The sequence below is a fragment of the Dehalococcoidales bacterium genome (assembly GCA_028716225.1).
GTDB lineage: Bacteria > Chloroflexota > Dehalococcoidia > Dehalococcoidales > UBA5760 > UBA5760.
This window is the reverse complement of sequence record JAQUQE010000032.1, coordinates 1-15,243: the sequence shown is the minus strand read 5'-3', so window position 1 is coordinate 15,243 and position 15,243 is coordinate 1. Positions and strand designations below refer to the sequence as shown.

Genomic DNA, 15,243 nt, shown 5'->3' with positions numbered 1-15,243 from the left:
TTATTCCGTGGGGGTTCGCAGATGTTTTTATCCGGGTTTTTTAATTTATTAAGCATTTCCGGCAACGCGACCGCGGACGGTCTAACCACCGCCCAAGCGACCTATGCCGTAATGACATGGCGGGGGATCTGCTCCCCCACAGGATGCCGGATAAACCCCGCCATCGAAAATTCAAAGGTCAGGGACCCTCATAAGGTCTCTGGCCTTTTATTATTAAAAAGGACACTGATAGATGGCCAATAACCTGCCAACTGAAGCCCATATCAGAATAGCTCACTCGATAGAAGAGCAGTTGATGGTTAGTAATTTTACTTCGCAACAGCGTAGAATCTTGGACCTTATCCTGCGCCTTTCTTGGGGTTGCAATAAGGAAAACGCCTACATACCAAAACAGCGAGATTTCGAAATTGTTGGCGTAAGAGAAGGACATATTAAAGCACATCTGGACTGCTTAATACGAGATAAGGTTCTGTACCGCAACGGTTCTTTCTATTCTTTTAACCGCAACTTTAACGACTGGAGAATTAGCCGGGCCTTCAGTTACCGCCCTGAAAAACTTACGGAATTGGTAAGTTTAAACCTTCACATTAACGACGAAAAACTTACAGAATCCGTAAGTTCTGGCTCTTGCAATGACTTACCAAATCAGGAAGCTAACTTACCAAATCAGGAAGTTGAATTACGGAATCCGGAAGATGGAACTTACGGAATCCGTAAGTTCTCCATGCCTGAGTTAGCCTCGCCTAAAGAAAGTATTAAAGAGGTAGTAGTAGGTAATAGTAATATAAATAATAATATAACTACTACTACCGAACTTACCGAATCCGTAAGTTTTGATAAAAAGATCGATCCGGGTGGGGTGCCGTCCCCTGCCGGAAAACTGGGAGAAAACACTCCGCCCGCCGGAGGCGTGCCGTCGAAAGGGAGTGATGACATAAGAGAAGTGATCGCCCTCTGTGAGCAAAAACTGGGTGTTATTATAACATCCAAGTTTGCTGACGAATTGCGTGGTCTGGTAGCTCAGTTTCCCTTGGACTGGATAAAATCCGCAGTCGAAGAAGCTGTAAAAGCTAGAGACCGAGATGGTGGAATGAGATTTCCTGTTAAGTATATTAACACCACTCTCGAAAACTGGGCTGCCAATGGCTTTAAATCCTCCGCTGAGAGAATGCCGTTTCACCAGCGCAAAGGTTTACAAGGGAGAGAAGCGCCAGCATATTTGCTGAAAGGATTGGTGGAATAACATGCCTATACCCAGATTTGTCGATCCTGAAACCGGGGAGAAATACGATATCTCTCTAGTCTGTCCAAAGTGCCATTGGGCAGTAGTGAAGGACACCGTGACTGAAAAATGGGATACCTGCCGATCCTGTGAGGAAAAAGGGTTAGAAACCCGCAAATACAATTACGGCCACATATCTGAAACTAAGCCGCAAAATTTAATAGGAGGTAGACGATGAAACTTTGCCCTATGCTAATGGCTAGCCCGCTGGGAGCCGAGGTGATGACAGAAAGAGCGCCGATGGAATGCTGCGGGGTTCAATGCGCCTGGTTTATGAAGCTAGAAATGGGAACTGATCCTGATAATGATGAGAAAGGCAGGTGCGCGATCCTGGAGCTGGCCATAAATTCAAAAATGGAAATACAGGTTTGATCTGCCGGAGATCCCGGATAAAAATAACGGAGGTAAATACTAGCCGATGAGTAAACACCCCTACGTCCGCAAGATCCCCGATAAATGTAACCGCTGCGGGGGAAATTTAGCAAGATCATATGATAATAAGTTCGAATGTGTTAGTTGCGGGCGCCCTTACAACTTCAAAGAACCGGAGGTAACGAAAGATGCAACTGGAAAGAGCTCAGACAATAGCTAACGAGATCGTTGAGAAGTTGAAACCCTGCTGTGAGAGAATAGAGATCGCCGGCAGCATCCGGCGTAAGAAATCTTGGGTCCGGGATATCGACATAGTAGTGATCCCCAGCAACCAGGGCCAGCTCGCATACCAGCTGCAGCAGTTGGGCCGGATCGTAAAGAACGGGCCAAAGATCATCCGCATTGATATGCCGGCGCCGCGGGATATCCCCCTTGACGTCTATGTGGCCACTCCGGAGACCTGGGCCACCCTGCTGCTGATCCGGACGGGCAGCGAGAAACATAACCGCATGCTCTGTATGCGGGCCATGACTATGGGGATGAAGCTCCACGCCGATGGCAGCGGCCTTTTCAGATTGGGCGGCATGGTAGCGGTCGAGGGTGCCGCGGACGGATCTTTCGACGAGACGCTTATTACCAATGAGTCGGAGGAAGCGATCTTCCAGGCTCTGGGCATGAAATATCGCCGGCCGGAGATGAGGGAATGAATCTTAGTGATAAGTCGCAGCTTTATTTTATTATCAGAGCCTGCCCCGATTGGAATGATAGTTTTCTGGATATTCGATCAACTGAGAACGGTGCTATTGACTATCTCAGGGATTTGCAGCACTGGTGGAGCGGGACTGATTGTAAAGTAGCAGTTTGCCAGATATCAGGTAAAGAGATTTTAGAAAGATCGGTCATTATCAGACGTAATGAATTATATAAATACCCAATCACTATTAAACAATTATTTGAAACCGGTGTCCCTCACACTATCGAATTAAAGGCGGTGCCCAATGAATAAACCAGTCTATGCGTTATCAGCCAAGAACCCCTGGGGCTGGCTCGAGTGCATGAATCTCAAGGATACCGAGAACCGGTACTGGAAGTTCCCCATGACCATCGAGGCACACCGGGTAGAGCTGCCGATCAGGATTTATATACACGCCGCCGTTTCCCGGGAAGAGATGACCGCAGACAATAAACACTGGATATTATCATTATTAACCGTAGACCAGCGCTTTGCTTTTCTGGCTGCCTGGGAGCGTATGACCTTTGGCGCCATCATCGGAGAGGTCACCATCACCGGCTGCCAATTCAGGTTCGGCGAGGAAAACGATAATTTATATTCAAAGTGGCACATGGCCGGGCAGTACGGCTTCAAATTAAAGGACGGTGTACTCTATGACAAGCCGATCCCCTGCCGCGGGCGGCTGAACTTCTTCACGCCAAAGCTGGGGGTGGTATAATTGAAAGAACGAGAGTTTTCCTTTTTGGTAGCTATAGCCGCCTTGCTGTGTTCCCTAATAGCGCTTGGACTGTGTATAGCCGATAGAATAATAAATTAGGGAGATTGCCATGGATAAACTGATTAAAAAGAACCGTTCTTACTCTTGGAGGGTATTTAAACCCGGCATGAAAGGAACCCGTGCTGAGAGACGCAGGGCCTGGCGGGCTGATAATAAGAAGAACAAGACCGGGCTAATCTAATGATGGGCACAACAAGAAGAGTAGCGGTTATCGGCTGTAATCAATCCTGCGACCAGTGTACGGCAACCTGCGACCGGGCTATTAATGTTATGTATGACAATTCAGATACCAGTATTACCGCTACCAACATCGCCTTTGCTGGTTATTACCGCCCATATGTTCTAACCGGTGTTTTAGATGAAATGACCCCCTTGGAGAAATACGAACAAAGCCGGGACTGGCAGCCGGCGCCCGCGGCGATCCGGCCGGCTATCACGATATTTGGTAAGAGATTTTTATTCAACCGGTGCATCGCCCCCCGCTTCTGGACCGGCAAGAATTTTAAGAAGGTGAGGTAAATATGATAACGATTCAGCTCTTAAAACGGAGACCGCGAAAAGAACAAACTGCTACCAAGATAGGTCCTTTTGACAGTTGGATTACTAATACTATACCTGGTTACTATATCTCAATCTCTCTACAAAACCAATCCGATAAACCAATGTACCTCAGGATCAAAGACTCGACTAGGAAGATTAAAATGCTATGACAGAACTCGCTGACATAGATCTTAAGAACCCGGACCTGCTGGCTAGGAACCCTGTCCTGCAGCAGCTTGTGGGCCCGCCGGCCGCCGGCAAGGGCAGCAAGTGGCATAACAAACCGGCCACCGATCTTAGTGGTGAAACCTACGGATCCGGCCGGGAGGCGGAAGACGCCCGCAAGTTCGTCCAGGCGGTCATGGCCGGCGAATACCTGGCTTACCATCACCATTTAAAGGTTAAGCTGCCAGGAGGCGTTATCATGGAGCTGGACCACGTACTTATTAATAATAAGCTCCAGGTTGAGGTTTTTGATACCAAACTGTTTGATGAGAAGAAACAGAAGTTTATCTGCACTGATAAGTGGCGGACCAAGCAGCGGGTATTTGAGGATGTATTCGGCATTAAAATACAGTTGATATAGGGAGGTAAAGATGAGAAAAATTAAAATCAAAGTCACGGACGAACAGGAAACTCAGGAGATCATGACTATATTATTGCCCCTCGATATGGCCTCGGGCATCCTGGAGCAGATGGGAAAACATCTGTATGACCTGTGCTGCAGACCATCTGCTGTTGAATCAGCCAGGGCTATTCTGGACGTCTCCGCCGACCCCACTTCAACCACAGTAGAAAACCAATAGCTATAAAGAAGCTCCCCGCTAAAACCATGGCCACAATGCCGGCGGCCGACATTTTAAGCTCCGGCACACAAACTGACAACCAATGCTATGGCTGCCGGTACCTTCTCCGGGGGATATTCTTTCTTTTCGATGTGACCCTGTATCTTCGCGCAGAGATCCAGTGCCTCTTGCTTCGTTATTGTGCCGGCAACGACCTTATCCAGTAATAGGTCCGTTTCCGGGGTATGCGGTGAATGTATTAAACCTGCCATCTTCTTATTAAAATCCTGCCAGAATATACCTATTTTACCTTCAATCTCAGTAATCCGGTGTTCCTGTTTGATCTCGTAATCATGGAACCGGTTATTGATATCGTCCTTGACCTCGATTACCTCTTTTTTGAGATCATCTTTAACCTGGGAGATCTGCTTACTAAGGTCTTCTCTTACCTTATTTATCCGGTCGTTGACTACCCTGTCATCTATCAGTGTAGCTCTAGCATCTGAACCTTTGTTTTTAACAAGGCTTATAATAAGCGCTCCTACGGCGACGACTGTCATTATGATGGACCAAACCTCGCTCATATGCCTTTCCCCCAGGTAAAGAAGTTTTTATACGATCTTAGGAATGGGGAGACCCAGCTTTGACAGCTTGTTCCAGATCATGCCCAGCAAACCCACATCGATCAACCCCCACGCTCCTACTACCAGGTAATCGAATTCCGGATGGACCAGGCAGAGACCGCCCACCAGGAAATAACCGCCAACCATTCCCAGTATGCTTGTATTAAAGAAGTTGGCCAGCTTGGAAAACTTAAAGGTCTTCTCCTTGATCGCGATAATAATCCCCAGGAGAAGGTCAATCGCGATTAACACTACTAATGTAGTGATTTTAACCCCGTCTACCAGGGCCTTGTACTGTGCCCACATATCTTCCATAACACCCTCCTACTAAAATATTATAATTTAAAACAAAAGAGGATAAAAAGGCTTAAGCGGCGCCGGCATCTTCTCGGCCAGGAAACGGTAGATATCCGCATGGTCCTCAATATCCTTTTCGTCATCAGGATTACCATACGGTTTTTTGTCGAACAGGTATACTATCAGGGGATCCTTTTTCACTTTATCATAGGCTTCTGAAAATCCCCTCTTCTGATCTTCGGTTAGCATAAACCAGGATGTATGTCCATTCTCATGGGCGAAAATTCCAGCGTTAAGCCAGGGTGCCAGAATATAAATATATCTCTGCCCGTTCTCGGCAAATGTGAAGGCCGGGGCCTTTCCTGAGAATGTAGGAAATTTGGCGAATATTTCCGGGGTCCAATAGTCAAAGACAACAACCTGAACATTACCAATGAAAATATCCCAGTTTTCCTTTGGCACCTTCCAATCAACCAGCCATTTTAATCGGATGGCCGCTGCGTCAGTATTAGCGGCCGTCTGATATGGCGCGATATCCTCTTCCGGATGAGTTAGGCGCAGGATAGGCTTAATACCGAATATGGCCAGTATGAAATTGATAATTTTCTCTAGCATGGTACTTTCCTGCTATTAGGGATAGTTGATCTTGCTGTATTTAGACTCTATGGTAGCCTGGCTCAATGTCCAGATCGTCCCCTCATCAACGTTGGTAGGATCCGCCCGGTTAACTACCGATAAAAGTGTGTAGCCATGTCCAGGAGCAACAACCTTCCAGATGCTATGCTCGTAGTCGTCCTCAAATGTAATATGAAGAGCCGATGCTTCCACACCAACATACTGGATATAATCGCCCGGGGCAAACCGGTATCCAGTATCGTTTCCATTCTCAGCGGCGCTTGCCTTCACTGCGGTAGCGATCACAAAGATCAGACTTGTTATACTGGCGAGCCCCCCCGCAATTCCGATTATAGTTGAGGCTTTCATGGCTGGACCTCCATTCTAGCTATTGTAAACTTGCAGATATATGCTGTATATCTGCGTCTGATTCATACTGGTATTTACCCTGGAAACAAACAGGTTGGCCTTGGCCGTATTCCCTGCGGCGATGAACGAGTATTTGTAATACTTTATCCAGTAAGTCGATTGAATAACGGCGATGCCGCTGCTGTCTGAGGTTGCATTCAGATATTCAACTGCGGCAGTTTGGCCCCATGTGGTATACAGGCTGTTATAATAAGTAATTCGGTAGGAATCGATGCACTCGCCAGTGTAACCCCTCAGTACCGCTATGGCACCTTTATTCCAGGGATTAAAAGAGTATCCGATCCCCGGAAATGCCAGAAGGGCGAACACATAATACCCATCCATAACAGAGGGCATGGAAAGATTGCCATTTACCCTTTGTTCTGCCCCCGTTGACGTAAAAGCGATATTTCCGGATGTGGCCACTTTACTTGAGCTCCCGTATTTAACAAGATAAAATTCCAATGTACAAGCTAAACCTGCCGGCGTAACAACCACCGGCAGGTGAGCCGTATGCACGGTTCCGGGTGAAAATGTCGGCACATTGGTCTCCTTCTAGTCCCAGCTGATACCGCCGCCGCTGCCGCCCAGTACATCGATCGCTGTTTCAGAGAAGAGCGGGTAGACACTTACACCGCCGATCTTAACATCGGCAAAGGCATAAATGGCCAGTGTCCCTGCAGCAGGCATAACGACTCCAGGAATGTCCACCCTCTGAGAGGCACCGGTCGAGGTGAACGAAACCTCTGCCATATTAACCGCGACTGTCACGGGATTATTGGCAGCATCTTTCGTTGCCAGAAACAGGTGGACGGTGCCGGCCATGCCGGACGGCTTCAGTGTGAAGGTGACATGAGCTGTGTGTGTTGACCCAGGAATAAAAGTAGGCATAACGACTCCTCCTTAACTCTCCATCGGAATCCGGTTGCCCGGATGCTGATTTAATATATGACCGGCTAATTCCAGCCAGGTTTCAAAACATTGCTGAGTAGCGTCCGGATTGTTCCCTATACCATTATAATAAGGACAGCAGTAATTACCACCCGACTGCGCCTGGTTGACTGCTATTTCCAGCTCTGCCGCGTCGGATCCCCCGGGCCCCGTTACTGTTAATGCCACTGTATAGCCTCCTGGTTGAGTAAATACATGAGACGGATTTAATTCGGTGGATGTGGCGCCATCACCAAAATCCCATAACCTGGCTGTAATTTCTCCACTGGAAGTATCGGTGAACTGGACCGTAAGCGGAGCGTCCCCGGAGGCGACATTAGCAGAAAAGCCGGCGATCGGAGCTGCCGGCGGTTCCTCTTCTTCTGCCGCCTGGCTCTTTCGCGAGGCCAGCATAACCCCGGCTATGGCTGCCACGGTTAAAATACCGCCTATTATTAATCCCTTATTACCCATCTATCCCTCATGTATCTCGATATTACTATAATGCCTCAGCGGTTGTCCGTTAATGGCGCCGTCGTCTCTGACCCAGCTTATTTGAAGGGTACCATCTAATACCAGTGGCAGATCAACCCAGCCGCCATTTATAGCACGTATGTATTGGTTAGGCAGCGACGGGTGCATGATTTCCCATGGTATAAAATAGCTTTTCTCTCCGTCTTTTTGCGGAAAAGTTTGATACCAGTCCATACTGGCCATTAAAACACTGGTTCCAGGCACTATCTGGCCATAAGCGTTTTGCACCGGATTGGCTGCGCCTCCGACAGCATTTAACATTGCACCGCAACCGAAGATACAGACCAGATCCCTGGGCGGTGTTCCGGCCCGGATATTCTTATTCTTAACTCTGAGATATACGCCGGTAGCTGCCTCCCAGTGGGCGTAGATATCAATATCGCTATTCGAATACACTGGCTGCTCAGCAGGCTCGACCGGTGTGAGCGTTAGATTGATTTCCAGATCATCGCCAGGCTCGACATATTTCGAAACAGTGACATCCTGGTATCCGGATTTACTGATCAAAACAGAGTGAGAGGTAGACGTAGTAAACGTTTTCAGAACAGGAGTAATACCGACATAAACTCCATCTATTGTAACAGAGGCTCCGGCCGGAGTCGATTTGACCGTTAATCTACCTGCGCCCGGCTCCTCCGGCTCTTCAGGCTCCTCCGGCTCACCGCTGTCCAATACCTCTATTTGAAGGGAGGCCGAGTCCTGGCCACCCGGGCCGGTAACGGCCAAGACTACTTCATAAACCCCCGGTGTAGTAAATATATGGGTAGGGGACTTCTCAATCGATGTGCCGCCGTCCCCGAAATCCCAGGACCGGCTGATGATATCCCCGGTGGAGGCATCGGTAAATTTAACGCTTAAGGGCGCGTAGCCGGCCCCTATACTGGCCGAAAAGCCGGCAAGGGGAGCAGTACCAGGTTCTTCCTGTCCGCCGGCCTTAGCGGCCCTGGCAATGGCCCAGGCGCCTAATCCCAGGCCGCCCAGGACCCCGCTTATTATTGCTACCGTCCTACCTTTCATATTACCGTCCCCCTATCTTCTAGCAGCCAGGATAATACCGGTGAGCAAAGCTGCTCCTGCTATACACCCCAATATAACAGCAACTGGCGTTCCTCCCGCAAATTTCCCTGCTGTATAATCGAAAGTATAAACCTTGCCGTCCTCCAGAACAACATCATACACGTCTTTATGATAAAGTGACACCTGGCCAGGAGGAACCGCCGAACTGAGCACGATCCTGGCATGATAGGAGTCGGTGTCTACGTCCAGCTCCGCGGCCTCAGAAAAACCAAAGCTTTCCGGAGGTAGATAATAAGATCCTCCCAGATAAAGAATCGGGTACCAGCTCTTCGCGTTCAGGCTGCTGGGAACGTTCGTAATTTTAATGCCGATCATAATAGACCTCCCTTAATTCCTGCTAAACTGCTTTGTCCCGTCGAGATAACTCAACCCATACCTATCCAATGTCGCCCTGGGAGGAGTTGCATTATCAGTAAAGCTCAGATCGTGGTTGCTGCCGTTGTCTGTGCTGTGAGAGCCTACATAGAACGTGGCAGCCGGGGATCCGGTGCAGTGATCGATTGACAGGTAATCCGAGCTGGTGGTACCGCCCCCGGCAAGAGCAATGGTATAGTCTCCTCCGGCCAGGCCGGTCATGGTTATATCGCTTACTGATGTTCCGCTGACCAGGAACGCTCTGACAGTGGTTGTTGTGCCATTGGTAAAGCCTAAAGTAGCTCCAGCAGTATTACAGACAAAGTTATTGAAAGTATTGGAGCCGACAAAATCGAACTCTCCCGCTCCGGACAGCCATATATCGTGGTAGGTCAGACCGCCGCCTGAGAAGGTCTTAACCGCTGCGGTAGCGTCACTGATAACGATGCGGCAACCTGATAAATCCAAACTCAGGTTAGTAGCGGTCGAGGTATCCCAGACTGTGCCGACTCCTGTTAGAGTCAAAACACCAGAAGAAGCTAAATAACGTGCGCCGGTTCCAGAAGAACTAAAACTTCCAGCGGTTATGTTATGACCAGAGTTAATGAGCGTTCCCGCAGTTAAAGTTAAGGCTCCGGTTATGGTTAAGTCTGAACCTATTGTACAAGGCGCTCCACCTGGGATTGGGACGTTTATAGTTAGGCTAGACATGGAACCAGAAGCTATTATTGTGGGGTATGCAGCGCCAGTTGTTACTGTAAAGGCGCTAGCAGCTCCCGCCAAGTTCTTAATTGTTACCGAACCCAATAAGGTAACAGTTGAAGCGGCTGTAAAAGTAAGCGTTCCGATGCTTACATTTGTACTCAATGAAACAGCTGCTCCAGCACCGTTGGTTATTTGGATAATAGGAATAAAAGTAGCGGTTGTTATACTGACAGTTGGAGAAGGGCAAATCAAGGTTGGTAGAGTTATAGCTCCACTTCCTGATACAACAGCTCCAGTAGTAGTTGATACGGTTATAGTTCCAGCAAAGGCAGTTGTAGTTGCATTGGAATTCAGGTTAATCCCAGACCCACTAGTAGTGGTTATTACAATATTTCCAGTGACCGTTAAGGTTGTGGGTAGTCCTCCTATAGATAATCCAGACCCCGCGGTTGTTGTAATGGTAATAGATGTAAATGTTGCAATAACGTTAGTTACTCCCAGTTCTACTCCGCTTCCAGTAGTCGTAGTAACAGTGACAGCGGCAGAAAAGGTAGTAGTTCCTCCTGTTAGATAGACCCCTCTTCCTGTAAATGCAATAACATTTACCGTCCCAGAGAATGTAGTTGTTCCGCCTGCAATAGCAACACCATTTGCCGACCCTTGGACGGTTATTACAATGTTATCTGTTACCGTAAAGGTTCCACTTGCCACTGCAAATGCTGCTGAAACAGTGAAGCCTCCGGTTGTTAAACTACCAGCAGTTCCGCCCAGCGTGGTTCCGCTAAAATTATCCTGTAGAGTATACCCGCCGCCAGGGGCTTGAATAACAACAGACATAGTATGTACCCGCCCTAAACTGGCGTATGTCTGAGCGCCTCTACCGGCAACCGTCAGAGGTTGTGTTCCGGAAATGGTCATTGAATAAGACCAGGCAACATTGCCGTAGATGGTGTTAGGAGTTGAAGAGAACGCCAGGGTTCCAAGGTAGCCCGTGCAGGTTACACTTACACCCATTCTTGGCATATCACAGGTGATTGTGCCGACTCCAGAGTTGCCATCAAGGACTACAGTATCTTGCGGCAATGGGACGGTTGCTCCGCCAGCTCCGCCAGAGGCGTTGCTCCAAATGGCGGTGTTAGACCAGTTACCAGCAAGAACAGCGTAGCGAGTAACAGCAGCCGTTGGGGTAATTCCGGAGTTTCCAAGGCAATCTCCAATGGTTGTTACGGAGGTAAAGGGAGCGGCTGCTCCAGCTCCAGCAATATCCATAAAATCGGTATTGGTAATTAAAACAACTGCGGCAGTAATGGTTCTGGCCGTTCCAGGAGTATCCGAACTTACAAAGATTCTATTTGTAATGGAGTTAGCAGCAGTTGTAAATGTTCCGGTTATAGTAATATTAGCGGCAAGAGTAACAGTGGCTAATTTTGCCGCCGTGTTCGTAATGGTTAAAGTGGTAAAGGTGTTGGCTCCGGTTATTACCAAAGTTCCGGAAACAGCGTTAGGTAGCATACTAAAAAAGGTAACTCCTCCACCATTGACAGCTGGAGATGCTCCAACTAAGGTTATTACAGATGTTCCACAGGTAAAGGTCAAATTTGTTGGAATGGCAAAATCAATGACTGGAGTTCCGGTGCCTGAAAGACTAATGGCACTTGCGCCAAAGGTGATCGTGCGAATGTTTGCGTTAGAGGAGAGGATTCGTAAAGCTGTTACATTAACCCCGTTAGTATTCCAAGTGCCATTAGTTACTGTAATAGTGCCACTAGTACCTATATTAAAGGCGTCAACATTCTGCCAACTTCCGCCTACTCCGTTAAAAACTATAAATGCTTGACTAAAGGTTTTTGTTCCCATTGTAATAGTTTCGGCGGCTGTTGATGTAAAGTTTATTGTTACAGGATTTGATGTTAAGGTCATTCCAGCTACAAAAGTTAGGCTTCCTGAAATGGTTAAAGTAATACTAGTGACGACTAATGTTCCGGTAAAGCCTGTGCAGTTTAGGTGATGGCAAACTTGTCCGGTAGCGCCGTTAGCTCCGTTATTAGACACAGTAATCGTTCCGGTACCGGAGTTCGCATCAAGGAAAACATCATCAACATCGGTCGGAACAGATGCTCCGCCAGCTCCACCCGAAGCGGCAGACCAGTTAGCCGTATTATAACCATCCCAAACAGCGGCACAAGAAGCGCCGGCAGCCTGAACAAAATATCTATTTGCCATTAGTTGCCTCCGCAGGCGTCAATTCTTTCTTAGCTTCTTCCTTCGGCCTCTTATCACAAAGCTTCTTAACATGCTCGGCGATAATGAGATTGGTCTTGGGATGAGGGCTACCGATACCATCATACATCACCTGCTTGCAATGAGGGCACTTGATCGTGACCCGCCCCTCATTCATCTGCAGGGAAACCGGGCATTTAGGAAGCTTTAACTTCATCTTCCCCATTACTCACTACTCCAGTAGCGTTGCCTCTGCCATTTTTGGCACCGCTGCTTAAATTAACACTATGCCCCTTCGAGCAGGCCAGTACCATCTCCATATCCTTGCTACCGTTGGCCACCACTTTCCCCTTGATCATCACATCTATTGTATTATCGGAATACAACCGTATATTGGCAATCTCTCCCTGGCACTCCGGACAGATGATACCCTGATCGGTAATAAACTTGGCATCGGCCTTGGTTATCCTTGCTGGGCAAACATAGTCCTTATCAGCAACCAGGGCATCCTTAACAGACTTCCCCTTCCACTCCGCCATGATCATGCCTTTAGCATTAAGCAGGTACAGGCTATCCGCATCTTTCCCGATCTTATCACCTTCAGTCAACCGCCACAGGTTATCAAATAGAAAGTCACCGCCGGCGAACTGAGTAGCGCTAAGCTGGCCAGTGGCCTTATCAAAGGTCATCAGTGAGCTTCCGCCGAACGCGCCACCATCGTTAAACTGGACCTGGGTGTTAGCGCCACCAGGACTCCCTCCCCCTTTAATCAACAAAGACATTTACTTCCTCTCCGTCTGATAATCATAATCTATGGCCTTGGCATTATCTGCGGCGTTATCTGACTCGACTTCAATTCGCAGGGCCTCATGTATCGAAAGAGTACCATTGATAATCCAAAGTCCGTCGGGATCAACCCCTGCTGTAAAAGCCTGCTCGTATACTTTTCTTTCAGTACCGTTGACCTGCTGGAATAGCTTGACTGTTATAGCTCCAATCAGGTTATGGATACTAACTATCGCCGAATGTACCAGGGCAATATCATCATTGGCTCCTATTGTACACAGGTCCCCTCCGGTTTCACCGCTTGTAGCCACACCGCTCTGCCAGTTAGCAGTTGTGCTCCCGACTGAAGACCGCTGCATACCCCTATAAATGAGGGTTCCGATATTGGTGATCGCACCGTTGATCTTGGCTTCACCACTTACTGTTATACTCGATCCAGCATTGTTATTACTGAGAGTCGTTCCGACATATAAAGTTCCGGAAATCGTGATGGTTCCGGCAGAATCATTGACTACGTTGGCATTAACAGTTAGGCTCCCCAGCAGAGTAATGGTACCGGAGCTGCCCATCTGCAATTCATTAACTTGCAAGTCTCCGTATATGATTGCATTAGTGGCGCCGCTTAAAGTTAATGTCCCGGTTATAAAAGAGGGCCCGGTTATACCAATAGCTCCTCCACCAGTATTGTCAAATCCGCCCCTGCACTTCAGTCCATTGAAGAAGGATACCGTACCGCCTCCGGAGTTAGCTATCGAACCTACCTCTGCATAACCGGTAACCGAGTAATCGCCAGTATTGGTACTACTCAATGATCCCCAAACAAATAGCGACCCCCCGATACCGACATTTCCGGTAGTCGTACTTATAGAATCGCCGATAAAGGCATTACCCGCTATATCAACGATGCCTGTTGTATTGGTAAGATTTCCAGCGCTCTGGAAGTTGCCATTGACTGTAAGATTTCCACCTGTATTGCCGACTATCCCTCCGGATACCAGAGAAGCCACAGTTAGTGTTCCGGGATTAGTGACATTGCCGGATACTGTAGTCTTACCAAGGGAAATTGTACCACCAGCTGCACTGGCAATAGAAGCAACATCACATGAACCCTCTACAGTTATAGTTCCGGTTGATTGATTACGAATACTTCTACCTTCTAGTTTCTGTTCTACCAGTATGGTGCCAGTACCCCTATGTAGAACATCTATGCTTTGTAGGTTTCCATCCACCTCGAGATCGCCGGTCGAAGCATTACCGGTTGATATTCTGGCTTTAGCATTTCCCCAGATACATATATTTCCGGCAGCATTTACCTCGATAGCGCCGTAAGAACAATCACAATTTCCATAGATATCCAGAGTTCCACCAGCGTTAGAAGCATTACGAATGCCTTGTGGAGATCGGCAATCCCCAAAAATCTTAATGTCTCCACCCGACGCATATATAGTAACATCTTCATAGGCCGAATTGCAGTTGCCGTAAATCCAGATATCCCCCGATTGATAATTTCCCATCTGGTAGCAATATACATTCCCGCCTACTAACAATCGATTGGTACTGGACCATGATATCTCTCTAAAGGGAACATTGAGATCACCGTGAACAGTCATATAAAGAGTTGTTCCGGTATCGAATATGAATTCCTCTCCGAAGTAACCGTTCCCCAGTATATTAAAGAATCCTGCGCCGGTAGCTAAAAACTCGATATCGTCCGCTATATTACAATTTCCACTAACCGTTATCTGGCAAATAGCAGCTCCCGCCGTAGTGATGATTCTACTGGATCCGGTAAGATTGCCGTTGACCGTCAATATACCCCCGGTATTATCAATATCTCCAACAGCAACGATATCTTTAGAGGTAATAGTTCCAGCGTTACTGATCTGATTACATAGCACATCTCCAGTAAAGTCTACAGTAACACCGGCCCCTACCGTTATATTAGACAACCTGTTTCCTACCAGCTCCAACTCCGCGTCAACAGTGAAATTTAGAGGGCATGCCCCCATCAACTCCATTCGAGTATATCCATAAGCTCCCATGATAGCCAGGGCATCGGCCAGGTTATTGATAGGATGATCATGGAGTCCGAGCGGACAAGCTGCAGCAACCCATCCATGAGTTGCAAGGGCTTCTCCTCCGGCCGCATCATAATATACCCTATCAACGGCTTTTCTAGCGGTAGCATTTATATCCGATTCGTC

The 15,243-nt window shown here is 47.9% G+C and carries 25 protein-coding genes; 11 read left to right on the top strand and 14 right to left on the bottom strand.

What is annotated here, in order from left to right:
• Window positions 1–232: 232 nt before the first annotated feature.
• The 9 genes from PHI12_11385 (at window position 233) to PHI12_11345 (ending at window position 4,511) form a co-directional block, all read left to right on the top strand.
• Window positions 233–1,243, top strand: a complete 1,011-nt coding sequence (locus PHI12_11385) for a replication protein (GenBank protein MDD5511392.1) — start codon at window positions 233–235, stop codon at window positions 1,241–1,243.
• Window positions 1,244–1,456: 213 nt separating this feature from the next.
• Complete coding sequence (locus PHI12_11380; GenBank protein MDD5511391.1) at window positions 1,457–1,654, top strand: hypothetical protein; 198 nt, start codon at window positions 1,457–1,459, stop codon at window positions 1,652–1,654.
• Window positions 1,655–1,842: 188 nt separating this feature from the next.
• Window positions 1,843–2,361, top strand: coding sequence for a hypothetical protein (locus tag PHI12_11375; protein ID MDD5511390.1), 519 nt, complete (start codon window positions 1,843–1,845; stop codon window positions 2,359–2,361).
• Window positions 2,358–2,660 (top strand): hypothetical protein, encoded by a 303-nt coding sequence (locus PHI12_11370; protein MDD5511389.1) that lies wholly within the window; start codon window positions 2,358–2,360, stop codon window positions 2,658–2,660. The genes PHI12_11375 and PHI12_11370 overlap by 4 nt, the downstream gene beginning before the upstream one ends.
• Window positions 2,653–3,105, top strand: a complete 453-nt coding sequence (locus PHI12_11365) for a hypothetical protein (GenBank protein ID MDD5511388.1) — start codon at window positions 2,653–2,655, stop codon at window positions 3,103–3,105. Before PHI12_11370 ends, PHI12_11365 begins: the two co-directional genes overlap by 8 nt.
• Window positions 3,106–3,214: 109 nt before the next feature.
• Window positions 3,215–3,346 carry a hypothetical protein gene (locus PHI12_11360; GenBank protein ID MDD5511387.1) on the top strand — a complete coding sequence of 44 codons (132 nt, stop codon included), beginning with the start codon at window positions 3,215–3,217 and terminating at the stop codon, window positions 3,344–3,346.
• The gene (locus PHI12_11355) at window positions 3,346–3,684 is read left to right on the top strand and encodes a hypothetical protein (protein MDD5511386.1); all 339 of its coding nucleotides are present in this window, start codon (window positions 3,346–3,348) and stop codon (window positions 3,682–3,684) included. The genes PHI12_11360 and PHI12_11355 overlap by 1 nt, the downstream gene beginning before the upstream one ends.
• A 187-nt stretch (window positions 3,685–3,871) precedes the next feature.
• The gene (locus PHI12_11350) at window positions 3,872–4,291 is read left to right on the top strand and encodes a hypothetical protein (protein ID MDD5511385.1); all 420 of its coding nucleotides are present in this window, start codon (window positions 3,872–3,874) and stop codon (window positions 4,289–4,291) included.
• A gap of 10 nt (window positions 4,292–4,301) precedes the next feature.
• Entirely contained in the window at window positions 4,302–4,511 is a 210-nt protein-coding gene (locus tag PHI12_11345) for a hypothetical protein (GenBank protein ID MDD5511384.1), read from the top strand.
• A 53-nt stretch (window positions 4,512–4,564) separates the two neighbouring features.
• Here the strand turns inward: PHI12_11345 and PHI12_11340 are convergent, their stop codons facing one another.
• From PHI12_11340 to PHI12_11295, 10 genes are read right to left on the bottom strand one after another with little or no spacing between them, the layout of a single operon-like run.
• Window positions 4,565–5,074: a hypothetical protein gene (locus PHI12_11340; GenBank protein ID MDD5511383.1), complete on the bottom strand. Its 510-nt coding sequence runs from the start codon at window positions 5,072–5,074 to the stop codon at window positions 4,565–4,567.
• A 27-nt stretch (window positions 5,075–5,101) separates the two neighbouring features.
• The gene (locus PHI12_11335; protein ID MDD5511382.1) at window positions 5,102–5,428 is read right to left on the bottom strand and encodes a hypothetical protein; all 327 of its coding nucleotides are present in this window, start codon (window positions 5,426–5,428) and stop codon (window positions 5,102–5,104) included.
• Window positions 5,429–5,455: 27 nt separating this feature from the next.
• Window positions 5,456–6,025: a hypothetical protein gene (locus PHI12_11330; GenBank protein MDD5511381.1), complete on the bottom strand. Its 570-nt coding sequence runs from the start codon at window positions 6,023–6,025 to the stop codon at window positions 5,456–5,458.
• Between the two features lie 15 nt (window positions 6,026–6,040).
• Complete coding sequence (locus PHI12_11325; GenBank protein MDD5511380.1) at window positions 6,041–6,394, bottom strand: hypothetical protein; 354 nt, start codon at window positions 6,392–6,394, stop codon at window positions 6,041–6,043.
• 15 nt (window positions 6,395–6,409) lie between these two features.
• Complete coding sequence (locus tag PHI12_11320; GenBank protein ID MDD5511379.1) at window positions 6,410–6,976, bottom strand: hypothetical protein; 567 nt, start codon at window positions 6,974–6,976, stop codon at window positions 6,410–6,412.
• A gap of 12 nt (window positions 6,977–6,988) precedes the next feature.
• Complete coding sequence (locus tag PHI12_11315) at window positions 6,989–7,324, bottom strand: hypothetical protein (GenBank protein ID MDD5511378.1); 336 nt, start codon at window positions 7,322–7,324, stop codon at window positions 6,989–6,991.
• 12 nt (window positions 7,325–7,336) lie between these two features.
• On the bottom strand, window positions 7,337–7,837 hold the full coding sequence (locus PHI12_11310; protein MDD5511377.1) for a PKD domain-containing protein: 501 nt from the start codon (window positions 7,835–7,837) through the stop codon (window positions 7,337–7,339).
• Window positions 7,838–8,914 carry a PKD domain-containing protein gene (locus PHI12_11305; GenBank protein ID MDD5511376.1) on the bottom strand — a complete coding sequence of 359 codons (1,077 nt, stop codon included), beginning with the start codon at window positions 8,912–8,914 and terminating at the stop codon, window positions 7,838–7,840.
• Between the two features lie 12 nt (window positions 8,915–8,926).
• The gene (locus PHI12_11300; GenBank protein MDD5511375.1) at window positions 8,927–9,289 is read right to left on the bottom strand and encodes a hypothetical protein; all 363 of its coding nucleotides are present in this window, start codon (window positions 9,287–9,289) and stop codon (window positions 8,927–8,929) included.
• A 12-nt stretch (window positions 9,290–9,301) separates the two neighbouring features.
• On the bottom strand, window positions 9,302–9,853 hold the full coding sequence (locus PHI12_11295; GenBank protein MDD5511374.1) for a hypothetical protein: 552 nt from the start codon (window positions 9,851–9,853) through the stop codon (window positions 9,302–9,304).
• A gap of 79 nt (window positions 9,854–9,932) precedes the next feature.
• On the opposite strand from PHI12_11295, the gene PHI12_11290 reads away from it, so the two are divergent.
• A complete protein-coding gene (locus tag PHI12_11290; GenBank protein ID MDD5511373.1) occupies window positions 9,933–10,607 on the top strand; it encodes a hypothetical protein in 675 nt (224 codons plus the stop codon).
• Window positions 10,608–11,097: 490 nt separating this feature from the next.
• Here the strand turns inward: PHI12_11290 and PHI12_11285 are convergent, their stop codons facing one another.
• Complete coding sequence (locus PHI12_11285) at window positions 11,098–11,238, bottom strand: hypothetical protein (protein ID MDD5511372.1); 141 nt, start codon at window positions 11,236–11,238, stop codon at window positions 11,098–11,100.
• Window positions 11,239–11,249: 11 nt separating this feature from the next.
• Between PHI12_11285 and PHI12_11280 the strand changes: the two genes are divergently transcribed.
• Entirely contained in the window at window positions 11,250–11,870 is a 621-nt protein-coding gene (locus tag PHI12_11280) for a hypothetical protein (GenBank protein MDD5511371.1), read from the top strand.
• A gap of 375 nt (window positions 11,871–12,245) precedes the next feature.
• Here PHI12_11280 and PHI12_11275 read toward each other — a convergent pair whose 3' ends face one another.
• From PHI12_11275 to PHI12_11265, 3 genes are all read right to left on the bottom strand, one after another.
• A complete protein-coding gene (locus PHI12_11275) occupies window positions 12,246–12,479 on the bottom strand; it encodes a hypothetical protein (protein ID MDD5511370.1) in 234 nt (77 codons plus the stop codon).
• Window positions 12,451–13,035 carry a hypothetical protein gene (locus tag PHI12_11270; protein MDD5511369.1) on the bottom strand — a complete coding sequence of 195 codons (585 nt, stop codon included), beginning with the start codon at window positions 13,033–13,035 and terminating at the stop codon, window positions 12,451–12,453. Before PHI12_11270 ends, PHI12_11275 begins: the two co-directional genes overlap by 29 nt.
• A partial coding sequence (locus PHI12_11265) for a hypothetical protein (protein ID MDD5511368.1) occupies window positions 13,036–15,243 on the bottom strand: 2,208 nt, incomplete at its 5' end. It lies immediately after the preceding gene.

Coding starts and splice junctions, on each gene's coding strand:
- PHI12_11270 (MDD5511369.1), bottom strand. CDS start 13,035: ATGTCTTTGTTGATTAAAGGGGGAGGGAGTCCTGGTGGCGCTAACACC.
- PHI12_11325 (MDD5511380.1), bottom strand. CDS start 6,394: ATGAAAGCCTCAACTATAATCGGAATTGCGGGGGGGCTCGCCAGTATA.
- PHI12_11310 (MDD5511377.1), bottom strand. CDS start 7,837: ATGGGTAATAAGGGATTAATAATAGGCGGTATTTTAACCGTGGCAGCC.
- PHI12_11280 (MDD5511371.1), top strand. CDS start 11,250: ATGGTTGTTACGGAGGTAAAGGGAGCGGCTGCTCCAGCTCCAGCAATA.
- PHI12_11345 (MDD5511384.1), top strand. CDS start 4,302: ATGAGAAAAATTAAAATCAAAGTCACGGACGAACAGGAAACTCAGGAG.
- PHI12_11380 (MDD5511391.1), top strand. CDS start 1,457: ATGAAACTTTGCCCTATGCTAATGGCTAGCCCGCTGGGAGCCGAGGTG.
- PHI12_11350 (MDD5511385.1), top strand. CDS start 3,872: ATGACAGAACTCGCTGACATAGATCTTAAGAACCCGGACCTGCTGGCT.
- PHI12_11355 (MDD5511386.1), top strand. CDS start 3,346: ATGATGGGCACAACAAGAAGAGTAGCGGTTATCGGCTGTAATCAATCC.
- PHI12_11315 (MDD5511378.1), bottom strand. CDS start 7,324: ATGCCTACTTTTATTCCTGGGTCAACACACACAGCTCATGTCACCTTC.
- PHI12_11290 (MDD5511373.1), top strand. CDS start 9,933: ATGAGCGTTCCCGCAGTTAAAGTTAAGGCTCCGGTTATGGTTAAGTCT.
- PHI12_11330 (MDD5511381.1), bottom strand. CDS start 6,025: ATGCTAGAGAAAATTATCAATTTCATACTGGCCATATTCGGTATTAAG.
- PHI12_11370 (MDD5511389.1), top strand. CDS start 2,358: ATGAATCTTAGTGATAAGTCGCAGCTTTATTTTATTATCAGAGCCTGC.
- PHI12_11385 (MDD5511392.1), top strand. CDS start 233: ATGGCCAATAACCTGCCAACTGAAGCCCATATCAGAATAGCTCACTCG.
- PHI12_11305 (MDD5511376.1), bottom strand. CDS start 8,914: ATGAAAGGTAGGACGGTAGCAATAATAAGCGGGGTCCTGGGCGGCCTG.
- PHI12_11340 (MDD5511383.1), bottom strand. CDS start 5,074: ATGAGCGAGGTTTGGTCCATCATAATGACAGTCGTCGCCGTAGGAGCG.
- PHI12_11375 (MDD5511390.1), top strand. CDS start 1,843: ATGCAACTGGAAAGAGCTCAGACAATAGCTAACGAGATCGTTGAGAAG.
- PHI12_11365 (MDD5511388.1), top strand. CDS start 2,653: ATGAATAAACCAGTCTATGCGTTATCAGCCAAGAACCCCTGGGGCTGG.
- PHI12_11335 (MDD5511382.1), bottom strand. CDS start 5,428: ATGGAAGATATGTGGGCACAGTACAAGGCCCTGGTAGACGGGGTTAAA.
- PHI12_11275 (MDD5511370.1), bottom strand. CDS start 12,479: ATGGGGAAGATGAAGTTAAAGCTTCCTAAATGCCCGGTTTCCCTGCAG.
- PHI12_11300 (MDD5511375.1), bottom strand. CDS start 9,289: ATGATCGGCATTAAAATTACGAACGTTCCCAGCAGCCTGAACGCGAAG.
- PHI12_11360 (MDD5511387.1), top strand. CDS start 3,215: ATGGATAAACTGATTAAAAAGAACCGTTCTTACTCTTGGAGGGTATTT.